The 21084-nt window shown below is 63.4% G+C and carries 18 protein-coding genes; 4 read left to right on the top strand and 14 right to left on the bottom strand.

Annotated elements, in window-relative coordinates:
* The first annotated feature begins 59 nt into the window (after positions 1 to 59).
* Positions 60 to 1304 carry a DUF445 domain-containing protein gene (locus JV18_RS0114035; RefSeq protein ID WP_052072329.1) on the top strand — a complete coding sequence of 415 codons (1245 nt, stop codon included), beginning with the start codon at positions 60 to 62 and terminating at the stop codon, positions 1302 to 1304.
* Positions 1305 to 1367: 63 nt separating this feature from the next.
* On the opposite strand, the gene JV18_RS0114030 is transcribed toward JV18_RS0114035, so the two are convergent.
* Complete coding sequence (locus JV18_RS0114030; RefSeq protein WP_200879122.1) at positions 1368 to 2159, bottom strand: SDR family NAD(P)-dependent oxidoreductase; 792 nt, start codon at positions 2157 to 2159, stop codon at positions 1368 to 1370.
* A 46-nt stretch (positions 2160 to 2205) separates the two neighbouring features.
* On the opposite strand from JV18_RS0114030, the gene pepN reads away from it, so the two are divergent.
* Entirely contained in the window at positions 2206 to 4800 is a 2595-nt protein-coding gene (pepN, locus tag JV18_RS0114025; protein ID WP_033075565.1) for an aminopeptidase N, read from the top strand.
* A gap of 43 nt (positions 4801 to 4843) precedes the next feature.
* Here the strand turns inward: pepN and JV18_RS0114020 are convergent, their stop codons facing one another.
* The 7 genes from JV18_RS0114020 to JV18_RS0113990 form a co-directional block, all read right to left on the bottom strand.
* Complete coding sequence (locus JV18_RS0114020) at positions 4844 to 7171, bottom strand: TonB-dependent receptor domain-containing protein (RefSeq protein WP_033075671.1); 2328 nt, start codon at positions 7169 to 7171, stop codon at positions 4844 to 4846.
* Between the two features lie 157 nt (positions 7172 to 7328).
* Positions 7329 to 7649 carry a DMT family transporter gene (locus JV18_RS0114015; RefSeq protein WP_033075670.1) on the bottom strand — a complete coding sequence of 107 codons (321 nt, stop codon included), beginning with the start codon at positions 7647 to 7649 and terminating at the stop codon, positions 7329 to 7331.
* Between the two features lie 152 nt (positions 7650 to 7801).
* Positions 7802 to 8728 (bottom strand): alpha/beta fold hydrolase, encoded by a 927-nt coding sequence (locus JV18_RS0114010; protein WP_235303509.1) that lies wholly within the window; start codon positions 8726 to 8728, stop codon positions 7802 to 7804.
* A 91-nt stretch (positions 8729 to 8819) separates the two neighbouring features.
* Positions 8820 to 9419: an ABC-type transport auxiliary lipoprotein family protein gene (locus tag JV18_RS0114005; protein WP_033075564.1), complete on the bottom strand. Its 600-nt coding sequence runs from the start codon at positions 9417 to 9419 to the stop codon at positions 8820 to 8822.
* 23 nt (positions 9420 to 9442) lie between these two features.
* A complete protein-coding gene (locus JV18_RS0114000; RefSeq protein ID WP_033075563.1) occupies positions 9443 to 10384 on the bottom strand; it encodes an MlaD family protein in 942 nt (313 codons plus the stop codon).
* Positions 10384 to 11250 carry an ABC transporter ATP-binding protein gene (locus JV18_RS0113995; RefSeq protein ID WP_033075668.1) on the bottom strand — a complete coding sequence of 289 codons (867 nt, stop codon included), beginning with the start codon at positions 11248 to 11250 and terminating at the stop codon, positions 10384 to 10386. Before JV18_RS0113995 ends, JV18_RS0114000 begins: the two co-directional genes overlap by 1 nt.
* A complete protein-coding gene (locus JV18_RS0113990) occupies positions 11250 to 12356 on the bottom strand; it encodes an ABC transporter permease (protein WP_033075562.1) in 1107 nt (368 codons plus the stop codon). The genes JV18_RS0113995 and JV18_RS0113990 overlap by 1 nt, the downstream gene beginning before the upstream one ends.
* A gap of 89 nt (positions 12357 to 12445) precedes the next feature.
* On the opposite strand from JV18_RS0113990, the gene JV18_RS0113985 reads away from it, so the two are divergent.
* Positions 12446 to 13165, top strand: coding sequence for an HAD family hydrolase (locus tag JV18_RS0113985; protein WP_235303507.1), 720 nt, complete (start codon positions 12446 to 12448; stop codon positions 13163 to 13165).
* Positions 13166 to 13253: 88 nt separating this feature from the next.
* Here the strand turns inward: JV18_RS0113985 and JV18_RS0113980 are convergent, their stop codons facing one another.
* Genes JV18_RS0113980 through lgt form a run of 6 tightly spaced genes read right to left on the bottom strand, consistent with a single transcriptional unit; the run spans position 13254 to position 19271 of the window.
* Positions 13254 to 14579, bottom strand: a complete 1326-nt coding sequence (locus JV18_RS0113980) for a cystathionine gamma-synthase family protein (RefSeq protein WP_033075561.1) — start codon at positions 14577 to 14579, stop codon at positions 13254 to 13256.
* A 58-nt stretch (positions 14580 to 14637) separates the two neighbouring features.
* Positions 14638 to 16044 carry an SLC13 family permease gene (locus tag JV18_RS0113975; protein ID WP_033075560.1) on the bottom strand — a complete coding sequence of 469 codons (1407 nt, stop codon included), beginning with the start codon at positions 16042 to 16044 and terminating at the stop codon, positions 14638 to 14640.
* Positions 16041 to 16820 (bottom strand): peptidoglycan editing factor PgeF, encoded by a 780-nt coding sequence (pgeF, locus tag JV18_RS0113970; protein ID WP_033075559.1) that lies wholly within the window; start codon positions 16818 to 16820, stop codon positions 16041 to 16043. The genes JV18_RS0113975 and pgeF overlap by 4 nt, the downstream gene beginning before the upstream one ends.
* Positions 16817 to 17335 carry a GNAT family N-acetyltransferase gene (locus JV18_RS0113965; RefSeq protein ID WP_052072291.1) on the bottom strand — a complete coding sequence of 173 codons (519 nt, stop codon included), beginning with the start codon at positions 17333 to 17335 and terminating at the stop codon, positions 16817 to 16819. The genes pgeF and JV18_RS0113965 overlap by 4 nt, the downstream gene beginning before the upstream one ends.
* On the bottom strand, positions 17336 to 18370 hold the full coding sequence (locus tag JV18_RS0113960; RefSeq protein ID WP_033075558.1) for a class I SAM-dependent methyltransferase: 1035 nt from the start codon (positions 18368 to 18370) through the stop codon (positions 17336 to 17338). It lies immediately after the preceding gene.
* A 25-nt stretch (positions 18371 to 18395) separates the two neighbouring features.
* The gene (gene lgt / locus JV18_RS0113955; protein ID WP_033075557.1) at positions 18396 to 19271 is read right to left on the bottom strand and encodes a prolipoprotein diacylglyceryl transferase; all 876 of its coding nucleotides are present in this window, start codon (positions 19269 to 19271) and stop codon (positions 18396 to 18398) included.
* 76 nt (positions 19272 to 19347) lie between these two features.
* On the opposite strand from lgt, the gene JV18_RS0113950 reads away from it, so the two are divergent.
* Positions 19348 to 21051, top strand: coding sequence for a class I adenylate-forming enzyme family protein (locus JV18_RS0113950; RefSeq protein WP_033075556.1), 1704 nt, complete (start codon positions 19348 to 19350; stop codon positions 21049 to 21051).
* Positions 21052 to 21084: the final 33 nt, after the last annotated feature.

Below are 21084 nucleotides of genomic sequence, written 5' to 3'. Positions count from 1 at the left end.
CGATCCGCCATTTGATCTCCATGATCGATGAACGGCCCGCCTCGCTGAACGCTCCTTTCATGGCGCGCGGCGTTGCCGTTCCAACGGGCGGGCTGAATATCCGCATCGTTGCAACGGGCCTGCTCATCCTGATGGCGCTCGTCTTTGTCAGCGCCAAATATTATCAGGACATGCACCCCGCCATCGGCTTTGTCCGTGCCTTTGCCGAGGCGGCGATGGTCGGCGGGCTGGCCGACTGGTTCGCGGTGACGGCGTTGTTCCGCCACCCGATGGGACTGCCCATCCCGCACACCGCCATCGTTCCGCGCAACAAGGATCGCATTGCCGACACGCTCGCGCGCTTTCTGCTCACCAATTTCCTGCTGCCGCGCCTGATCGCGCGCAAGATGCAGACGGTCGATGTTGCGGGCGCGGTGGGCAAATTTCTGTCGCAACCCGCCGAAGGGGGCGGGCGGCTGCGGCTCGGCGCGTCGCGCATCTTTGCCGATGCGCTGGGCGCGCTCGACCAGAAACGGCTCGGCGGCATGGTCAAATCGGCGATTGCCGACCGGCTGCGCGAGCTCGATGTCGCGCCGCTTCTGGGGCAGGCGTTGCAGGCCGCGCTCGCCGAGGGGCGGCATCAGCCGTTGCTCGACGCGGCGGTCAAATGGGGGTCAAAGACGCTCGACCTCAATGCCGAGCTGATCCACCAGATGGTGCATGACAACAGCAATGCCATCGTTCGGTTCACCGGGCTCGATGAGACGATTTCGAACCGCATCGTCGCAGGATTGGGCAAGCTACTCGCCGAAATGGCCGAGGATGAAAGCCACCCCCTGCGCCTGCGCGTCGAGGATGGGCTGGCCAAACTGGCGCTCGACCTGCAGCATGACCCGGTGGTGCAGCAAAAGGTTGCGCGGGTGCGCGACGAGCTTTTGGAAAATAGAGCAGTCAAGCGCTGGCTCGACGGCTTGTGGGAACAAGGCCGCACCGCGCTGCTAAAGGCTGCGCGCGATCCCGAAACGATGCTCGCGGGCCGCATCGGCGAGTTGATGACGCAGTTCGGCACGATGCTGGGCGAGGATGCTGCGATCAAACGCACGCTTAACCGCTATGCCCGCCGCGCGGTGGTGGGCGTCGTCGACAGCTATGGCGAAACCGCGCTCAAGCTCGTGTCGGACACGATCCGTGGCTGGGATGCAAAGACGATTACTGACCGGCTTGAAAATGCGGTGGGCGCTGACCTCCAATATATCCGTATCAACGGCACGCTTGTCGGCGGGCTGGTCGGCGTCGCGATCCACACGGTGGATGTGCTGATCTGACCCCTCCCGTTATTGCGAGAAGCATAGCGACGACGCAATCTCCAGCCCGCCGCGCACATTGCCTCAACCGACAGCTCTCACCCCCTCCCGAAAGGTCGGATATCGCAGCCGCCAGCCCAGCAGCCGCTTCGCCTTGCCATTCGCCACCCGCCGGTTCTCGGCATAAAAAGCGCGCGCGGCGGGCGACAGGGCTGCCTCCTCCAGCGATTGCAGCGGCGGCAGTGGTGCCCCCAGCATCGCGCAGCCCCATTCCACCAGCGCATTTTGATGCGCGGGCTCATCATCGGCCAGATTGTAAATCCCCGGTGGACCGGCAAAGGACGCCGTGACCCCGCCCGCTATGTCGGCGACATGAATGCGGCTGAAAACTTGCTCCGGAAGGTCGATGCGATGCGCCCGCCCTTCCCTGATACGATCGAGGATCGAGCGGCCGGGGCCATATATCCCCGGCAGGCGAAACACCCGCATATCGCCGCGCAGCATCGCCCAGGCGGCGTCGGCGGCATTGCGCGCGGCGCGGCGGCCCTGAATCGCGGCGCTTTCATCGACCCACGCGCCGCCGGCATCGCCATAGACGCCGGTGGAAGACAAATAGCCCGTCCAGCGCGCCGGGGCGAGGGCGATGGCCTCGCCATAAAGATCGAGCACCGGGTCGCGCCCCTCGACCGGCGGGACCGAGGAGAGGATATGAGTCGCCGAACGCAGCGCCGCGAGCACCGCCGCCTGATCGTCAAAGCGCATCGTGCCCGCGCGCCTGTCGCGGCTCGTCGCGCTGACCTCCCAGCCGCGCGCATCCAGCCGTTCCGCCACATGGCCCGCGGCATAGCCGAGCCCGAAAATCATCATATGTCCCATCGCACCCCTTATTGCGCGCCTGCCGCGCCGCGCCTAGACCCGATGCATGACTGACGCCTCTTCGACGCCCGCTGCCCCTGTTACCATCCATCGCGGCGACTATCGTTCGCCCGAATGGCTGCTCCCCGATATCGCGCTCGATTTCGCGCTGGGGCTGGAGCAGACACATGTGACCGCCGCCCTGTCGGTCGAGCGCAATGGGGAAGGCCCCGCGCCGCTGCTGTTGCGCGGCGACGGAATCGAGCCGCTGGCGCTGCGCGTCGATGGCGAGACATGGAATGACTGGCGCATGGAGGGCAGCGACCTGCTCGTTGATCTGGGTGACCGCCGCGCCGCGACGGTGGAGATTGAAACGCGCATCGACCCGGCGGCGAACAGCCAGCTCATGGGCCTTTATGCCTCGGGCGGGATGCTCTGCACCCAGTGCGAGGCCGAAGGCTTTCGCCGTATCACCTTCCACCCCGACCGTCCCGATGTGCTCAGCCGCTACAAGGTGCGGATGGAGGGCGACAATGCGGCCTTTCCGATCCTCTTGTCGAACGGCAATTGCGTCGCGGCGGGGGAGGGCGAGGATGGGCGCCACTGGGCGCTGTGGGAAGATCCCTGGCCCAAGCCCAGCTATCTCTTCGCGCTGGTCGCGGGCGATCTGGTCGTCAACCGCGACCATTTCACCACCCTGTCGGGCCGCCGCGTCGAACTGGGCATCTGGGTCCGCAAGGGCGATGAAGACCGCACCCATCATGCCATGACCGCGCTCAAGAACAGCATGAAGTGGGATGAAGAGGTTTATGGCCGCGAATATGATCTTGATCTGTTTAACATCGTCGCGGTCAGCGATTTCAATATGGGGGCGATGGAGAATAAGGGGCTGAACATCTTCAACACCCGCTATATCCTTGCCGATCCCGACACCGCGACCGACATGGATTATGACGGGGTCGAAGGCGTCGTCGCGCATGAATATTTCCACAATTGGTCGGGCAATCGTGTCACCTGCCGCGACTGGTTCCAGTTGAGCCTGAAAGAAGGCTTCACCGTCTATCGCGACCAGAGTTTCTCCGCCGCCATGGGCTCGGCAGCGGTCAAGAGAATCGAGGATGTCCGCCTGCTGCGCGCCGCGCAATTTCCGGAGGATGCGGGGCCGCTCGCCCATCCGATCCGCCCCGACAGCTATCAGGAAATATCCAACTTCTACACCGCCACCATCTATAACAAGGGGGCGGAGATTATCCGCATGATGGCGACTCTGCTAGGGCCGGAAAAATTCCGCCGCGCCACCGATCTTTATTTTGATCGCCACGATGGCGAAGCCGCCACCTGCGAGGATTTTGTCCGCGCGATGGAGGAGGGCGGGGGCATCGACCTGTCGCAATTCCGCCGCTGGTATGAACAGGCGGGCACGCCCCGCCTCCGCATTTCGCTGGTCGAGGAAGCCGGCGAATGGTCGCTCGACATCGCACAAAGCGTGCCGGCGACACCGGGACAGCCGAACAAACAGCCGATGATGATCCCGCTGCGCCTTGCCGCCTTCGCCATGGACGCCGGGGCAGAGGCGATGGCCGACACGCTCGTCATCCTCGCCGAAGCGCAGCAGCGCGTGCCGCTGGGCCGCTTTGCCACGCGGCCTGCGCTTTCGATCAATCGCGGTTTTTCCGCGCCGGTGATCGTCGAATATGATCGCGCGCCGGGCGAGCTTGCCTGGCTCGCGACGAGCGATGATGATCCTTTCGCCCGCTATGAAGCCTTGCAGCAATTGATGCTCGACACGCTGGTCGCTGCGGTCGCAGGCAAGGCGGGGGATCGCGCGCCGGTGATCGACGCGGTGGCGCTGACGCTGGATGGGGCGGAGGCTGATCCGGCTTTCGTCGCCGAGGCGGTCAATCTGCCGAGCGAAGCCTTCATCGGCGACCAGATGGTCACCGTTGATCCCGACGCCATCCGCCGCGAACGGCTGGCGCTGCAGGGCGAATTGGGACGCGCGCTGGATGGCGCGTGGCGCGCGCTATTGGCGAAGCCCGCGCCGCCCGCGACCGACCTCAGCCCCGACGCGAAGGGGCACCGCCGCCTGCGCGGGGTGGCGCTGGCCTATCTGGCGGCGAGGGGAGCCGAAGATGCGCCGCGCATCGCCTTTGACATTTTCTCCGCCGCCGATGGCATGACCGAGCGGCAGGCGGCGCTGGCGGTGCTCGCGCATGGCGACAGCGACGAGCGCGCCCATGCGCTCGATATTTTCTATCAGCGTTACCGCGACAATCCGCTCGTGCTCGACAAATGGTTTCAGGTGCAGGCCTGGGCGCAGCGCCCTGACACGGCGGCGGCGGTCGCCGATCTGGCGGGTCACGCCGATTTCACCCTTGGCAATCCCAATCGCGTGCGCGCGCTCTACGGCGCCTTTGCCTCCAATCAGGCGGCCTTTCACCAGGCCGATGGCGCGGGTTACCGCCTGCTCGCCGATCTGGTGATCGCGCTCGACCCCAAAAATCCGCAGACCGCCGCGCGCATGGTGCCCCCGCTTGGCCGCTGGAAGCGCTTTGACGAGGCACGACAGGCGCTGATGAAGGCTGAACTCGTCCGCATCCTCGCTCAACCGGGCCTCTCGCGCGACGTCACCGAGCAGGCGTCAAAAAGCCTCGCGGGCTGAGACCGGAAAAGGGGGCGGAGCCTTTCGGTCGCCCCCTCATGCCTCAAAATTGATGCCGCATCCCGATGGCCAGGCTGCGCCCGCGAAGCGGCGACTGGTTTTTGACGAAAGAGGTGTGGGCATAGGCCAGCTCATTCATCAAATTGGTGCCGCGCAGGTAAAATTCGACATTTTTCGCCTCGCCCAGATCGAAACGATAGGCAATCGTTGCGTTGAGCATATGATAGCCCGCGGTGCGCGTTTCATAGGAGGCGAAACGGTCCTGCGCGAAGCTATGATAATATTCGATGTCGGACGACAGCGGCCCTTCGGCATAGTTTAGGCGCGCGCCCAGCCGGCCCGGCGGAATACGAGGCAGATTATCGTCATCGCTCTTCAGCTTGGCATCGACATAATCGCCAAAGATGGTGAGGCGGGTGGTCGGGTCCAGATGATAGCTGATCTGGCCATCAACCCCCTGAAATCGGGCATCGGCCGCGACATAGAGAAGATAATTGGCGGGAACCCCTGTTTCGGTGTCGGTCTCGATCAGCTCAGCGAAAATATACTCGTCGATATCCTGGTGGAAAAGCCCGATTTCAAATTCCAGCGGCCCCCCGCTCTTGCGAAGCGTGAGGTCGACCGACTTGGTCGTTTCCATCACATCGGTGCGCTTTTCGGGAAAGGTTGAGGATGCACGCCGCGTCTGCGACAGGCCGACCTCATAGCTGTTGGTCGCCAGATTATTGCCATAGGCGTAAAGCTCGCGGACATTGGGCGCGCGCTCGGTCCGGGCAAGCGAAAGGGCTGCTGAATAGCCATTGCCAATATTCCAGGTGGCGCCGAGCGATGCCGAAAAGGGCTTATGCTTCGCATCCGGATTGTTGCGATGATAGGCGGCGATGGCATTGGCTTTCATCACATTGCGCCAATCCGCCCCATAGAGCCGCTCGTAAATCGCGGTGATGGCCGCTTCGGCGTGCGGCGCGACGGTGAAATAATGTTCGGGCGTGGGCAGGGTGATTTCCCGCCAATCCTTGCGCGCGGCGAGCTCGATTTCGACCGGCCCGAACGCCCGCCGTTCGCTCAGGAATATCCCGATATTCTCCGTCACATGGTAAAAGGGCGGAATGACATTGTTGTACAGCCCCGACGAATTGGTCGAACCGGGTTTCTGGTGCAGATTGTTGACGTTGAGGCCGCTGAATGTCCCATCGGTATATTGCATGCCAAAGGTGCCGGTGAAGCCCAACAGCGGCTTGTGCGTCAGTTCAATGCGGCCATCCCAGACCTTGTTGGTATAACGGCTGAACAGCGCGGGGCCGTCAATCTCGTCATGGCGGTAATCGGTATAGGAACCGCGCAGCCGGAGATGCGAAAAACCGGGCAAGAGATCGGCGAAATCGCCGCGCAGATCGATGCGGTCGCTCTTGAGCTTGATCGAGGCGGTATGGTCGTCGGAGGAGCCGAAGGGATCGTCATATTGATCATGCGCCGCGCAATGCAGGTCGCGGCCATGGGTGTGACAGACGGCGTTGCGATGCGAATGGCCGGGAAGCCCATATTCGCTGTTCTGCCGCGTATAGGCAGCGCCGATATAGCCGCGCGATGTGACCAGCGAGGCACCGGCGCTATACGTGCTACCCTCCGCAAATGAGTCCTGCAGCCTGTCGCTGCCATAGCCATTGGGGACGTCATAATCATCCGCCACATGATATGCGCCTTCGACATGGACGGCGAACATGCCCGTCCCCGCGGTCACCCGCCCGGCGAGGGCCTGTTCCCTGGCGCCGGTGCCATAGCGCGCCTCGGCTGCGCCGCTCAGCCCGCCTTCGGGAATGACCTTGGGCACTTTGCTGTCGATCAGATTGACCACACCATTCACGGCGTTGCCGCCATAGCGCACCGCCGCCGGGCCGCGCTGAATCTCGATGGCGTCGAGCAGCAGCGGATCTGTGGTGATGGCATGGTCCGGCGAGACCGAGGATGCGTCGAACAAATTGGCGCCGTCGGTCAATATTTCGATGCGCGGCATGGTCTGGCCACGGATCACGGGGCGCGAGGCGCCGCCGCCGAAATTGTCGAGATGAACGCCCGGCAGCCCCGCAAGCGTTTCGCCGAGCCCGCCCTGGCGGCGGTGAACCAACTCGTCGCCGGTCAGCAATTGTACGGGCAAGGGGGATAATGTGTCCGACGCCAGCGATTGGCCGGTCACGACAATGTCATGGGCGCGGGGCGTGCGGGCCTTTGCTTTGCCATCGACATTGTCGGCGACATCCTCTGCGACTTCACTGGTCGCGGCGGATGCGGGCGCCGCCGCAGCGATGCTGCCGATAACCGATGCACTTGCCAAAAGCGCAGTAGCGCTCCGGCGAAAATTTTCCTTGGACATGAATGCGATGCTCCCTGATGAATCGCGCGGCATTTACGTAATGTAATATCATAACGTCAACAGAAAATGCATCGATCACGCCGGGGCGCCGCCTCCCTTGGGCCATTGGCGAGGGAGGGGGGAGCAGAGACGGGAAGGCGTTTGAGGGATCAGCTGCCTATTGGGCGGCGAACAGCTTGGTTCCGACGACGCCAATGACGATCAGCGTCATAAAGGCCGCCTGAACCAAACTGACCTTTTCGCCAAAAAGGATGGTGCCGCCGATGATCACCCCGACCGCGCCCAGGCCGGTCCAGATCGCATAGGCAGTGCCGGCGGAAATCTCGCGCATCGCAAAGGCGAGCAGCGCCATATTGAGGAAGCTGAGCGTGATGGGCACCATCGACGCCTGCCAGGTGCCGACGGTCGCGGCCCATTTCAGGCTGAGTGCCCAGATGATTTCGGTGACAACGGCGATGGCGAGAATAATCCACCCCATGAGCATATCCTTTCGGTCGGCGGGCTCGTGGGAGATTGCCGGCCGGAAACCCGAAAGAGGCCGTGCGCGCGCCAGATAGGGATGGTCTGCCGCTTTGACAAGGGAGGAGGGGGCGGTAAAGGGCGGCCAGAATTGACGAGGACGCCGCGGGGTCAGCCTCTCACAAAGCGCAGCATATCGGCATTCAGGCGCTCGCCATGGGTGAGGGGAAGGCCATGCGGTGCGCCTTCATAGATGGTGAGCGCGCCATTGGGTAGCAAGGCGGCGGTCGCCTGTGCAGTCAGCGGCAAGGGGGCCGAGGCATCGCGGTCGCCGTGGATGAGCAGAGTCGGCACGCCGATCCGCCTTACATCAGCGCGAAAATCGGTGCGGGCATTGGCCTCGGCAAGTTCGGCGGCGGCGAGCAGCGAGGTCATCAACATCATCTGCTGCCCCCATGTCTTCATTTCGGCGGACGTATCCGGGGTGAAGAAAGGCGGGGTGTTTTTGGCAACCCAAGCGGGAAAGTCGCGCCGCAGCGGGGCGTTGAGCGCGGCCAGCAGCGCCGGGTCGATCCCGGCGACATTGTCCGGCCCCTTCATCAAAAAGGGCGTAATGGTGCTGATTAGGGCCACTCGCGATACCCCATGTCCGCCGTGACGCGCGAAATAGCGGGCAACCTCGGTCCCTCCCATCGAATGCGCAATCAGGGTGACGTCCGACAAGCCGCGTGCGGCGATCACCGCCGCCAGATCGTCGGCAAGGCTCTCATGGTCATAGCCGCGCCCCGGATCGGCCGAGCGGCCATGGCCGCGCCGGTCATAGGCGACGGCGCGGTAGCCGTTTTGCGCCGCCGCGAGCATTTGATATTGCCAGAAATCGGACGGTAAGGCCCAGCCCGAAAGAAAGAGCAGCGGCTTTCCCGCGCCCCAGTCGCGCACGAACAGCGCCGTGCCATCGCGACCCGCGACAAAAGCGCTGCCCGACCCTCCGCACTCAGAAAGCGAAGGCGCCGGGCGTCCCAGCAACGGCGCCGCCATGGCCGCGGCGCCGACAAGGCCCCCCGTCACGGCCCCCGAGAAAAAATTGCGTCGATCCATGGCCCGCCTCCCCTTGTGGAGGCTGGCCTAGCGAGCGGCGCGCGCGCTGGCGATTATGCCGCAGGTAATGAAGTGACCGCGCGAAGCCCGCCTATTTATCCACCCAGGCGGCGACTTCGCCCGCCACGCGATTGGCCGCGCGGGTCAGCGCTTCGCCCACCGGCTTGGCTTCGGTCGCGGTGCCAATGGGTTCGCGCGCTTCGAAACGCTGCTGCGTCACCGTCTTCCCTTCGGCGGAAACGAGCATCGCCTGATAGACGACGATGGCCTGCTGGCTGCGCGCGTCGACCCCGAAATCGAGCAATTGCCCGGCAAGCTGATCCCCCGGCGCTGCCAGATATTGCCCTTCGTCAAGGACGACACGGCTGGAGCGCGCGGCGATGGTTTCAGAGAGCAGCCGCTGGAAAAGTCGCTGCGGTGCCTCGACCCATTGCGCGTCCTTTACATAAGCGATGCTGGCGCCATCTTGTTGCACTGGCACGCGCTGGGTCCGCAATTTCTGCGGCGCGGTGGGGGTCAGGATGGTCAGCGGCGTTCGCGAACTGGTCGAGCGCAGCTCGCCAGTCGCCGGGGCCGCATCGGGTTCCAGGGTAAGCAGGAAGGGCGGGGGCTTTCCGCCAAGGCTTACGCACGCCGAAAGCGCGAGCGCGCTGGCGGCGCCAAAGGTCAGGATGGACAGGCGGCGGGTCATGGCAGACATCCTCATCTGAAGGCTCATGGTTTATAGTCGGGCAGCTTCGCGCCACCGATCACGGCGCCCGCCCCCTGCTGGTCGAGCTTGTCAGTGAGGCTCGACAGCGAGGAAGAGGTGCGACGCAAATCGCGGATCAGCGCATTGGCTTCGGGAATCGTCGTCTGGCTGAAGGTCTGCAGGCCGGGGCGCGCATCGGCGATGGTCGCTTCCAGTGTTTTCATCGACTGGTTGGCCGAAGCGAGCGTGTTGCGCAGATTTTCCATCGCCGGGTCGATATTGCGATCGACCGTGCCCTGCGTTGCCGCGGCCAGATTGCCGATCTGTTCGGCGGCATGGCCCGTTTGCTGGATGGCGATGCGCGTGTCGGCGAGCGTCTTTTCGATCGCCGGGCCGTTGCGCGCCATGATCGCCGTCGTCTGTTCGACATTTTTCAGGATCGAAGCAAAGCTTGCCTGATTTTCATCATCGACCAGTTCGGCAAGCCGTTCGGTCAAGGTCGACAGCCGCTGGAGAAGCTGCGGCGCGGTGTTGAGCAATTCGCCAAGGCCGCCGACGCGATTGGGGATCACCGGCTTGCCCGCTGGTCCCTTGTCGGCGATGGGGGGCGCGCCCTTGACCGCGCCGTCGAGCGAGATTTGCGACACGCCGGTAAAGCCGACGCCTTCCAGCGCGGCGGTCGTGCCCTGCAAAATGGGGACTTGTTCATCGACCTCGATACGAACGCGAACAAATTGCGGATCGTCGCGCCACAGTTCAATTTCGCGCACCTGGCCCACGGGAACGCCGGAAAATTGCACTTGCGCGCCTTTGTTCAGGCCATCGACGGCCTGTTTGAAGAAGATGTCATATTGGCGCTTTGCGCCGCCGCTATCATTCGCCATCCACACGATGAACACGGCGAGCGCCGCCATGAAGAAGAGGACGAAGACCCCGACAACGATATTGTTAGAGCGCGTTTCCATCAGTTTTTCCTATCCTGACGCCCTTGCGTCAGATTGCCGCCCGCCGCGGCGCGTCCGCGCGGGCCATTGAAATATTCCTGTATCCAGGGATGCTCGGTCGCCAGCAGTTCGGGTATCGTCCCCACTGCGATGACCTTCTTTTCCGCCAGCACCGCGACCCGGTCGCAGGTGGCGTAAAGCGAATCCAGATCATGGGTGATCAGGAAGACGGTCAGCCCCATTGTGTCAGCCAGTTCACGGATCAGGGCGTCGAACTTTGCCGCACCAATCGGGTCCAGCCCCGCTGTAGGCTCGTCGAGAAAAAGCAGCGCGGGGTCGAGCGCCAGCGCACGCGCAAGGCCTGCGCGCTTGACCATGCCGCCCGACAATTCGGCCGGATATTTGGGACCGGCATCGGGAGGAAGACCGACCATCGCCACTTTGTAGGCGGCGATTTCGTCGAGCAGCTTTTCATCGAGCCGCGGATAATATTCGCGCAGCGGAACCTGGATATTTTCCGCGACGCTGAGCGTGGAAAACAGTGCGCCCCCCTGAAACATCACGCCCCAGCGGCGGCGCAGGTCGCGCGATTCCTCTTCATTGGAGATGGTGTCGAGCGTTTTGCCATAAACTTCAATCTCGCCTGACGTCGGCGTTTGCAGCCCGATGATCGAGCGCATCAGCACCGATTTGCCGGTGCCGGACCCGCCCACGACGCCCAATATCTCGCCCGAACGCACGTCAAGATCCAGCCCCTCATGGACGACGGCGTCGCCGAACTGGTTGCATAGATTGCGGATACGGATGGCTATCTCGAAATGGTCGGGACGCACGGCATCGGCCGCGGCCTGCTCCTGTTCCAGCAATTCCTGTTCTTCTTCGCTCATCAGTTCCAACCGATCGACGAAAAGAAAACAGCGAACATCGCATCGAGCACGATGACCAGGAAAATGGCGGCGACCACGGCAGAGGTAGTGCGGCTGCCGACTTCTTCGGCATTCTGGCGCACCTGCATGCCTTCATAACAGCCGGTGACGCCGATCAATATGCCGAACACCGGCGCCTTGATCAGCATGATCCACACATCGGTCATCGGGATGATTTCCCGCAATCGCTGTATATAGGTGAGCGGCGGAATTTCGAGGCCGACCCAGCAAAAGGCGCCGCCGCCGATCACCGCGCAAATGCTGGCGTAAAAACCAAGCAGCGGCATGGTGATGGTCGATGCCGCCACGCGCGGCAGGACAATGGCTTCCATCGGCGAAACCCCGATGGTCCGCATCGCGTCCACCTCTTCGGTCAATTTCATTGTGCCGATCTGCGCGGCAAAGGCGCTGCCCGATCGGCCCGCGACCATGATCGCAGTCATCAGCAGCCCCAGTTCACGAATCGAGGCGCGGCCGACGAGGTTGATCGTGAACACTTCCAGCCCGAACTGGCGCAGCTGAACCGCGCCCTGCTGCGCGATAACGATGCCGATCAAAAAGCTCATCAGTCCGATAATCGGCAGGGCATCGACGCCAACGGCCTGAAACCGGGTGACAATGGCGTTCCAGCGCAGACGGCGGCGCGCGCGAATCTGGTGAAAAAGCGCGACGACCATCGCGCCAAAGAAATCGACAATGCCGACCAGTTCGTTCCAGATCGCGACGCTGGCGCTGCCCACCTGTTCCAGCATCCGATAGAGCATCGGGCGCTGGTCGGGACGGACGCGAAATTCGCTGGTGTCGGTCGCCAGCGCGTCGAGCAATTGCTGCGCCGCGGGGCTGGCGCCGCTGATCTCGGCGCCCTGCGCGCGGGCGGTCCGGGTGACGATCCACGCGCCGACCGTGTCGATCCGGTCGATGGCCGACAGGTCGAGCCGGGTGATGGAGCCGAGCGCGTCGAGCCGGTCGGGCACATCGCCCAGCCGCGCGAGCGTCAGCCGGCCCGTAAAACGGACCTCTGCGCCGCCGGGTCCCTCGTCATAGTCAAAGTCTGCACGTGCTACCATGATAGCGCCGACCTTGGAGGATTTGGCGTGGAACGGCAAGTTAATCCGCCCGCTTGGCGTGGCGCGCCGGGATGCCTATGAACAGGCTTATGAATAAGCCGTCGCCCTCGCTCGCGCCCGATTATATGCACCGCGTCGCCCTTTATGACATGGACCGGACGATCACTCGCTCGGGCACCTATAGCGGCTTTCTGATTCATGTCGCGCGACGGCGCCAGCAATGGCGGCTCCTCCTGCTGCCGCTCGTCGGGCTGGCGGGGCTGGCCTATATGCTGCGGATCCTCACCCGCTCGCAATTGAAGGCGATCAACCTTCGACTGCTTGTCGGCAAACGCTTCAGCCGCAGCGAGATTGTGCCGCTTGCTGAAAGCTATGCCGATCATGTTGTGGCCAAGGGGCTGCACCCCGCCGCGCTCGAACAAATCGCCGCCGACCGCGCGGCGGGCTATCGGCTGCTGCTCGCGACTGCATCCTTTCACCTTTATGTCGATGCCATTGCGCGGCGGCTGGGGATTGACGATGTGCTCGCCACCCGGCTCGACGAACCCGATGGCGCCGATCACATCCATGCGCGATTGTCGGGCGACAATTGCTATGGCGAGGCGAAATTTGCGCGGATCAGCGAATGGATGGAAGGCAATGCGATCACCCGCGATGCCGCCCATATCCGCGCCTATTCCGACCATGTTTCGGATCATCCGATGCTCCATTTCGCCGATGAGGCGGTGGCGACCACCCCGTCACGCAAATTGCGCCTGCTCGCGCCCAAAATGGGCTGGCAGGTCGTGGACTGGCGGGCGCGGAAATAGGAGCGCCATCGAGGGCCCTTTGGGCGCAGGATCGAATGGCGGTTTCGGCGACGCAATAAAGGGCCGCACTTGGTCGCCGCCAGTGCGCCTAAACCGCCGCCAGCGCCTGGTCGAAATCGGCGATCAGATCATCGGCATTTTCGATGCCGATGGAGATGCGCACCAGATTGTCGGTGATGCCCAGTGCTTTCTTGCGTTCATCGGGAACCGACAAATGCGTCATCGCTGCCGGATGGCTCGCCAGCGTCTCGGTCCCGCCGAGGCTCACCGCCAGCTTCGCGATTTTGAGCGCGTCGAGAAAGCGGAAGCTTTCCTCCTCGCCGCCCTTGATGAACAGCGAAAAGGTTGACCCCGCGCCGGTGCAATGGCGCCGGAAAATATCCTTTTGCGGGCCGTCATCAAGAAAGCCGAGATAGCCCAGCCCGTCGACCTTGGGGTGGTTTTTCAGAAAAGCGCAGACCTTTTCGGCATTTTCGCCCGCGCGGCTCATCCGCAGTTCGACCGTTTCCAGCGACCGCAGCAGCATCCAGGCGGTGTTGGGGTCACAGATGGTCCCGATGGTGTTGCGCATCATGCGAATGGGGCCGAGCCAATGCTTTGACCCCAGCACACCGCCCGCGACCAGATCGCTGTGTCCGCCCGCATATTTGGTCAGGCTGTAAAGCACGATGTCGGCGCCATGGGCGAGCGGCTTGGACCAGAGCGGCCCCAGAAACGTATTGTCGATGGCGATGGGCGGGCGGTCATCGGCGGCAAAGGCGGCGTTCACTGCGGCGCGCATCGCCTGCACATCGACCAGCGCATTGGTCGGATTGGCGGGGCTTTCCAGATATACCATCGCCACCTTTCCGCCCTGGCTCGCCGCCATCTCCTTGGCACGGATCAGAATATCGTCCATTTCCTCGCGCGAGGCTTCGGCGGGAAAGTCGACATAGGTGGCTCCAAAGCGCGACAGAATGCGCGCGATCAGCGTCTCGGTCGCGGCATACAGCGGCCCCGAATGCACGATCACATCATTCATGCTGACATGGGCGAGCAGCAGGGTGGCGATGGCCGACATGCCGCTCGAAAAAACCAGCGCATCCTCTGCTTGTTCCCAGACGCCGAGGCGCGCCTCCAAAATCTCCTGATTGGGTCCGTTAAAGCGCGAATAAACCAGGCCTTCGGCGCCGCCGGGGCGCTTGCCGGTGATGCCTTCAAAATGGCGCTTGCCCGCGGCTGCGCTTTCAAAGGCAAAGGTGGAGGTCAGAAAGATCGGCGGCTTCAGCGATCCTTCGGACAGCATGGGGTCATAGCCATAACCCATCATCAGCGTCGAGGGCGACAGGGCGCGGCCGCCGATTTCGGTCACATCCTCCTTGGGCTTGCGCCGCGCGGGCGTGCCGGTGAGTTCATTATTGTCGATGCTGGCCATGGGCTTCCTTGCGCGTTGAGATTGTTTCAACTGAAACTAGCGAATATGCTGCGTCTCGTCATCCCAACATCGCGATGATCCAGATGGTTCCGACGAGCAGCGGCACGCCCAATATATCGAGCGCAAGCCCAGCCTTCAGCATGCGGGGCAGGGCGATATGCTCGGTCGCCCAGGCAATGGCGTTGGGACCGGTGCCCGACGGCAGCATAAAGCCCCAGCTTGCTGCCATGGCGACGGGTAGGGCGAGCAAGATCGGATCGGCCCCGGTCGCGGCGATCAGTGCGGCGAGCACCGGCATGATGCCACTCGCGGTCGCGACATTGCTCGCAAATTCGGTGATCAGGATCGTCAAGCCGACGATGATCGCGGCGAGCAAAAGCGTCGGCATCGACCCCAGCGGCGCGAGCACGCTGCCCAGCCAGGCGGCCAGCCCGCTTTCGGTAATCGCCGCCGCCAGCGCAAGACCCCCGCCGAACAGCATGATCACCCCCCAAGGGGCACGGTCAGCCTCTTTCCAGATCAGCAGCGGACGCCCCGTGCCGTCGGGAAGGGTGAAGAGCAACAGGCTCCCCGCCACGGCAATCGTACCATCGGTGAGCGCGCCCGCCGGGACGAGCGGCTCAATCAGTCGCTGCAGCATCCACAGGCCGACGACCAGAACAACAATCGGCACGACGCGCCGTTCGGCGGTCGTCCAGATCGCCTGATGTCCCAGCGCGCTGGACGCCGCCTTTCCATCGAAAGGATGCTCGCTCAGCCGCTGTACCCGTGCGAGGATGAGCATTGCAGCGGGTACGGCAAGGACCACAACGGGCACGCCATACAGCGCCCAGGTCGCAAAGCCGATGCGAAGGTCGAGCGCGCGCTCGATCAGCCCCGCGGCGATGGCGTTGGTCGGGCTGCCGACCAAGGTGCCGAGGCCGCCGATCGAGGCTGAAAAAGCAATGCCCATCATCACCGCGCCAGCAAAACCGCGCGTATCCGCTGCCTCTATCCCTCCGGCGCGCAGCACGGCGAGCGCGATGGGCACCATGATCAGCGTGGTCGAAGTGTTGGAAATCAGCATCGATAAAATCGCGGTCGCGGCCATGAAGGCGAACAGCAGCCCTGTCGGCGTCGGCGGGGCAAGCTTGAGCAGCGCGAGCGCGAGGCGCCGGTGCAGCCCCACCCGCTCGATAGCAAGCGCCAGAAAGGCGCCTCCCAGAATCAGAAAGAGAATCGGGTCATAATATTGACTGGCAATGTCCTTCGCCGACATCACCCCGGCAAAGGGCACGATCAGGAACGGCAGCAGCGCGGTTACGGTCAGCGGCAGCGCCTCGGTCATCCACCAGATCGCCATCAGGATGGTGAGCGCCGCGATCCGCCACGCGGGCAGCGTCATGCCTTCGGGTGCGGGCAGGAGAAGCATCAGAAGAAAGACGAACGCGCCGCCGATCAGTCCGAAAAACCGCGTGCGTGTCATCCGCCCTGTTTCCCTCCCACGCCGATCACCGATAGTTGGCGGCCATAGCTGTTTTCCTGCCTGTGGCATGCCCGGCGATAGCTATAATATGTCTCTGCCTCGGCGTAGGTATCCGCGCCGTCGATGGCAACCGTTGCCACGCCTGCACGCGCAAGCCGCGCGGCGACATAGGCGGCAATGTCGAACATGGCATGACCCGCGCGCGCGCCGGCAGCGAAGAAATGCTCATTCCCCGGATCGTCCGCGACGAAACGCTGCACAAAGGCATCGTCAACCTCATAGGAGGCGCGGCCAATGCAGGGGCCGATGGCGGCGGCGATATGCTCGCGCCGCGCCCCCAGCGTCTCCATCGCGTCCAATGTGCTGTCGGTCACCCCGGCAAGCGCGCCCTTCCACCCCGCATGGGCGGCGCCGACGACCCCGGCCGCGCGGTCGGAAAACAGCACGGGAACGCAATCGGCGGTCAAAATGCCGAGCAGTAGTCCCGGTGCGCGCGTCGCCATCGCATCGGCTTCGGGCCGCGCCGACAGGTTGCTGCTTTCATCCAGAATGACACAGCGATTGCCATGCACCTGATACAGCCCCGCCAGCGCCGCGCCCGGCAACAGGCTGTCCGCCACGCGGCGGCGGTTTTCGGCGATCAGCGCCGGATCATCATCCGACCCTAGCCCGCAGTTGAGCGAGGCCAGCTCTCCATCTGAAACGCCGCCCTGCCGTCCGAAAAATCCGTGCGGAATCCCCGCGAGCGGCGCGGCGGTGGTGAAGGGCGGGGTCACAGGTCGAGCCTCCAGATGCGATCCTCGTCAATATGATTGCCGACGCGAAAAGCGTTGCGCCCGACATCGGTAAAACCAAAGCGACGGTAAAAGGCCTGCGCGCGCGGATTGTCGCTGAACACCGACAGATAAAGGATCGAGGCGCGTGCCCGCGCCCAGTCGATGCCCCATTGCATCAGCGCAGCGGCAACCCCGGTGCCCTTGGCCTCGGGCGCGACATAAAGCTGGTGCAATTCGGTTGCGCCTTCATGTGGCTGGCCTTCAGGCAGGTCAAAGTCGATCGGCCCCATCTTGATATAGCCCTGAATGGCGCCATCCTCGCCGCGCACCAGCGCAATATCCATCGCCGAATCGGCGATTTGCGCGCGCACCCGTTCGGGCGGGTTCCAGCCCGCCAGAAAGGCCGCCAGATCGGCGGGGTCGTAAAGATGCGCGAAAGTGTGGGTAAAGCTCGCCTCAGCAAAGCGGGAAATATCGTCGGCATCGTCAAGGGTGGCAAGCGTTATCGGGGGCATTCAGTCTTTCCTGTCAGGGGGAAAGCCCGCAGGCGCGGGCCAGTCGGGGGCGGTGAGGGCGAGCGCCTTGAACAGGCGCCCCATGGCATTGGCGCCGGTCAGCCGGTCGCGCTGCCCCGCCAATTCGTCGGCGCGGTCCGGCGCGGCGGCGGACAGGCTGACGAGCCGGGCGTCGATGCCCATGGCGCGCAGCCACTCGCCTTGCTCCACCGGGCCAAAGGGACGGGCGCCTGCCGCGCGCGCGACCTCGGCCAGCGGGGTGAAATCGACATGGGCGGTCAGGTCCACTTCGCCCGGATCGGCAAAGGGATCGGCAAAGCGATGCGCCTTCACCGCCTGCAAACTGTCGCCCGCCGCCGGGCCGCTATAGCCATAGTCGATGGCCAGCATCGCGCCGCCCTGCCGCGCAAGGCGAAAGGCGCATCGCTGCATGATCGCCGCCGACACGGGTGCGGTCTCGACGATGGTGCCCGGCGCACTGGCGCGCAGCGGCGCGGGGATGGCGTCGTCGGCGGACACCTCGCCTGCGACCGGGACAAGGCTCTCGCCTTGCCGCTCGACCATGCGCTCACGCCAGCCCTCTTCGGTGGCGACATATTGATGAATGGGCAGCGCGTCGAAAAATTCATTGGCGACGATGATCAGCGGCGCATCATCAGGCAGGCTATCCACCTCATCATGGTGACGCGCACCCGGAACCCGCGCCAATTGTGCCGCGCGCAGCGCCGGGCTGGTTTCGACCAGTTGCACCCCCAGCGGCTTGGCGCCAAAGCGCGCCATGACGCGCAGCGCATCGGCGGCGAGCGTCCCCCGGCCGGGGCCCAGCTCGACATAATAAAAGGGCGGCTTTCCCGCGCGGCTCCACAGGTCTGCGATCCAGATGCCGATCATCTCGCCGAACATCTGGCTGATTTCGGGCGCGGTGGTGAAGTCACCGGCGGCGCCCAGCGGGTCGCGGGTCGCATAATAATAGGCATTGGCCGCCGCCATATAATCGGCGACGGTCCGCTTTCGCGCCGCTGCAATCTCCTCCATCAGCCGCGCCGCCGAGGGCGGGGCGTCAGGCAATGCTGTCGGGCCCCGCAATCGGCTCGACGCGCTGGCGGCGTCCCTTGGCGGTGGCGACCAGCCACACGCCGATGATCAGCATCGGAAGGGTCAGCGTCTGGCCCATGGTCAGCCCCCAAGACAGCGTGCCCAATTGTGCATCGGGTTCGCGCACAAATTCGACCGCAAAACGGCTGAGGCCATAGATAATGGCCGCCATCCCGACGAGGAATCCGGGCTTGTAGCGGGCATCGGTGCGCCAGAAGAAAAAGGCGAGGATCGCCATCATCAGCAATCCTTCCAGCCCCGCTTCATACAGCTGGCTGGGGTGGCGCGGGTCCATCGTGCCACTGCCGGGAAAGATGATCGCCCATGGCACATCGGTCGCGCGGCCCCACAGCTCGCCATTGACGAAATTGGCCAGGCGGCCGAGGAAGAGGCCAAAGGGCACGGCGCAGGCGATATAATCGCAAAAGCGCAGGAAGTTCAGCCCTTCCTTCTTCGTCACATACCAGATGGCGACCAGCACGCCGATCACCCCGCCATGCAGCGACATGCCCCCGTCCCACAGGCGGAAAATCCCGAGCGGGTCCTGCAGATAAGCGCCGAGATTATAGAAAAGCACATAGCCGAGCCGTCCGCCGATGATGATGCCCAGCATGGCGTAAAAGATCATGTCGTCGGCGTGGCGGCGCGCCATCGGGGCGCCGGGCTGCGCGATCAGCTTCAACAGATACCAATAGCCGAGGAAGATGCCCGCGAGATAGGCGAGGGCGTACCAGCGGATGGGGAATCCAAAGATGCTGAACGCAATTTCGCTATTCTCTCCCATCAAATCATGGAAGTTCACATATTGTGTTGCTTCGGCTAGTAGCAAAAGAAAATTCATTTAGTCTCGGACCTTCCCCATGAGAGGTCTTCCCCATAAGGGGTAAGGCAAGAGAGACCAAGAGGAGAGATACAAGATGCCATCAGCGCTCGATCTGCGTCTGGAAGCCGCCTATAATGTGATCACCGGCCCGGGCGGGCCGATCCAGGTTGGAACCATCGAACGCTTTGGGCGCGAACTGCCCTTCATCACCAACGCGCCGACGAATCTGGTCGATTACGTCGCCTATTTTTGTGCGCAGCATGGCGATGCGACTTTCCTCGTCGAGGGCGAGGAACGCTTGAGTTTCAAACAAGTATATGCCGCCGCCCGGCAGGTCGCCGCGGGCCTTGTCGAAGGCCATGGCGTCGCGCGCGGCGACCGCGTCGCCCTCGCGATGCGCAACGCCAATGCCTGGTGCGTCGCCTATATCGGCATATTGATGGCGGGCGGCTGCGCGACCCTGCTCAACGGTTGGTGGCAGGGCGGCGAACTCGCCGCGGGCATTACCGACAGCGAGGCAAAGCTGGTGATCGCCGACCCGCAGCGCGCGGCGCGACTCGAGGAAGTGTCCCACGGTGCCAAGGTCATCACGCTCGACATCGCCAAGCCGATCAGCGAAGCCATCGCACCCATCACGTCGGGGGGCAGCGCGGACACGCAATTGCCTGCGCTCAACGGCGATGATCTTGCCACCATCCTCTTCACCTCGGGGTCGACGGGCCAGTCCAAGGGCGCCTATTCGCGCCACCGCTCGGTGGTGCAGGCGATCTTCAACTATGTGACGCAAACCGCGAGCATGGTGCATCTTTTGACGCAGGACGGGCTGATGTCCGACATCCAGCCCGCGACCCTGGTCTGCACCCCGCTGTTCCACGTCACCGCCGAAATTCCGGTGTTCATGCAAAGCATCGCGCTGGGCCGCAAATTGGTGCTGATGCCCAAATGGAATGCCGAAGAGGCGATGCGGCTGATTCAGGATGAACAGGTCAATTATTTCGTCGGCGTCCCCTTGATGAGCTATGAAATGCTCGTCCATCCGAACCGGTCGAAATATGATCTGTCGACGTGTAAAAGCTATGCCGCCGGGGGGGCGCCGCGTCCGCCCGAACATGTAAAGCGCCTTGCCGAAGGGATGGACGGGGGCAAGCCGCTGCTTGGCTATGGCCTCACCGAAACCAATGCGGTGGGCTGCGGCAACCTCAATGAAAATTATCTCGAAAAGCCGCTCTCGACCGGCCCGGCTTCCAAGCCGCTCGTCGATCTGGCGATCCTCGACGATCAGGGCGAACCGCTCGCCCAGGGGCAGGTTGGCGAAGTCTGCATCCGCTCGATCGCCAATTTCGAAGGCTATTGGAATAATGAGGCGGCGACCAAGGCGGCCTTTTTCGACAATGGCTATTTCCGCACCGGTGACCTCGGCTATCTCGACGAGGATGGCTATTTGTTCATCGTCGACCGCAAGAAAGACATCATCATCCGCGGCGGCGAAAATATCAGCTGCCAGGAAGTCGAAGCGGCGATTTACGAACATCCCGAGGCCAGCGAATGCGCGGTTTTCGGCCTGCCTGACGAGCGGCTGGGCGAAGTCGTCGGAGCGGTCGTGTGGATGGCGCCGGGCAGCAAGGTCGATGCCGAGGGCTTGAGCGAATTTCTGAAGGAGCGGCTTGCCCCCTATAAGGTGCCCTGTCGCATCTGGATGGCGAGCGATGCCCTGCCCAAATTGGGCAGCGAGAAAATCGACAAGGTCAGCCTGCGCAACCAATATCGCGAGGAATATGCCGCCGAAGTCGCGGCATAGTTTATCCACCACCGTCATTGCAAGGCCCCGGAC

The organism is Sphingopyxis sp. MWB1, from assembly GCF_000763945.1.
Lineage (GTDB): Bacteria > Pseudomonadota > Alphaproteobacteria > Sphingomonadales > Sphingomonadaceae > Sphingopyxis.
The sequence above is the reverse complement of the archived record's forward strand: the minus strand, read 5'-3'. Positions and strand labels throughout refer to the sequence as shown.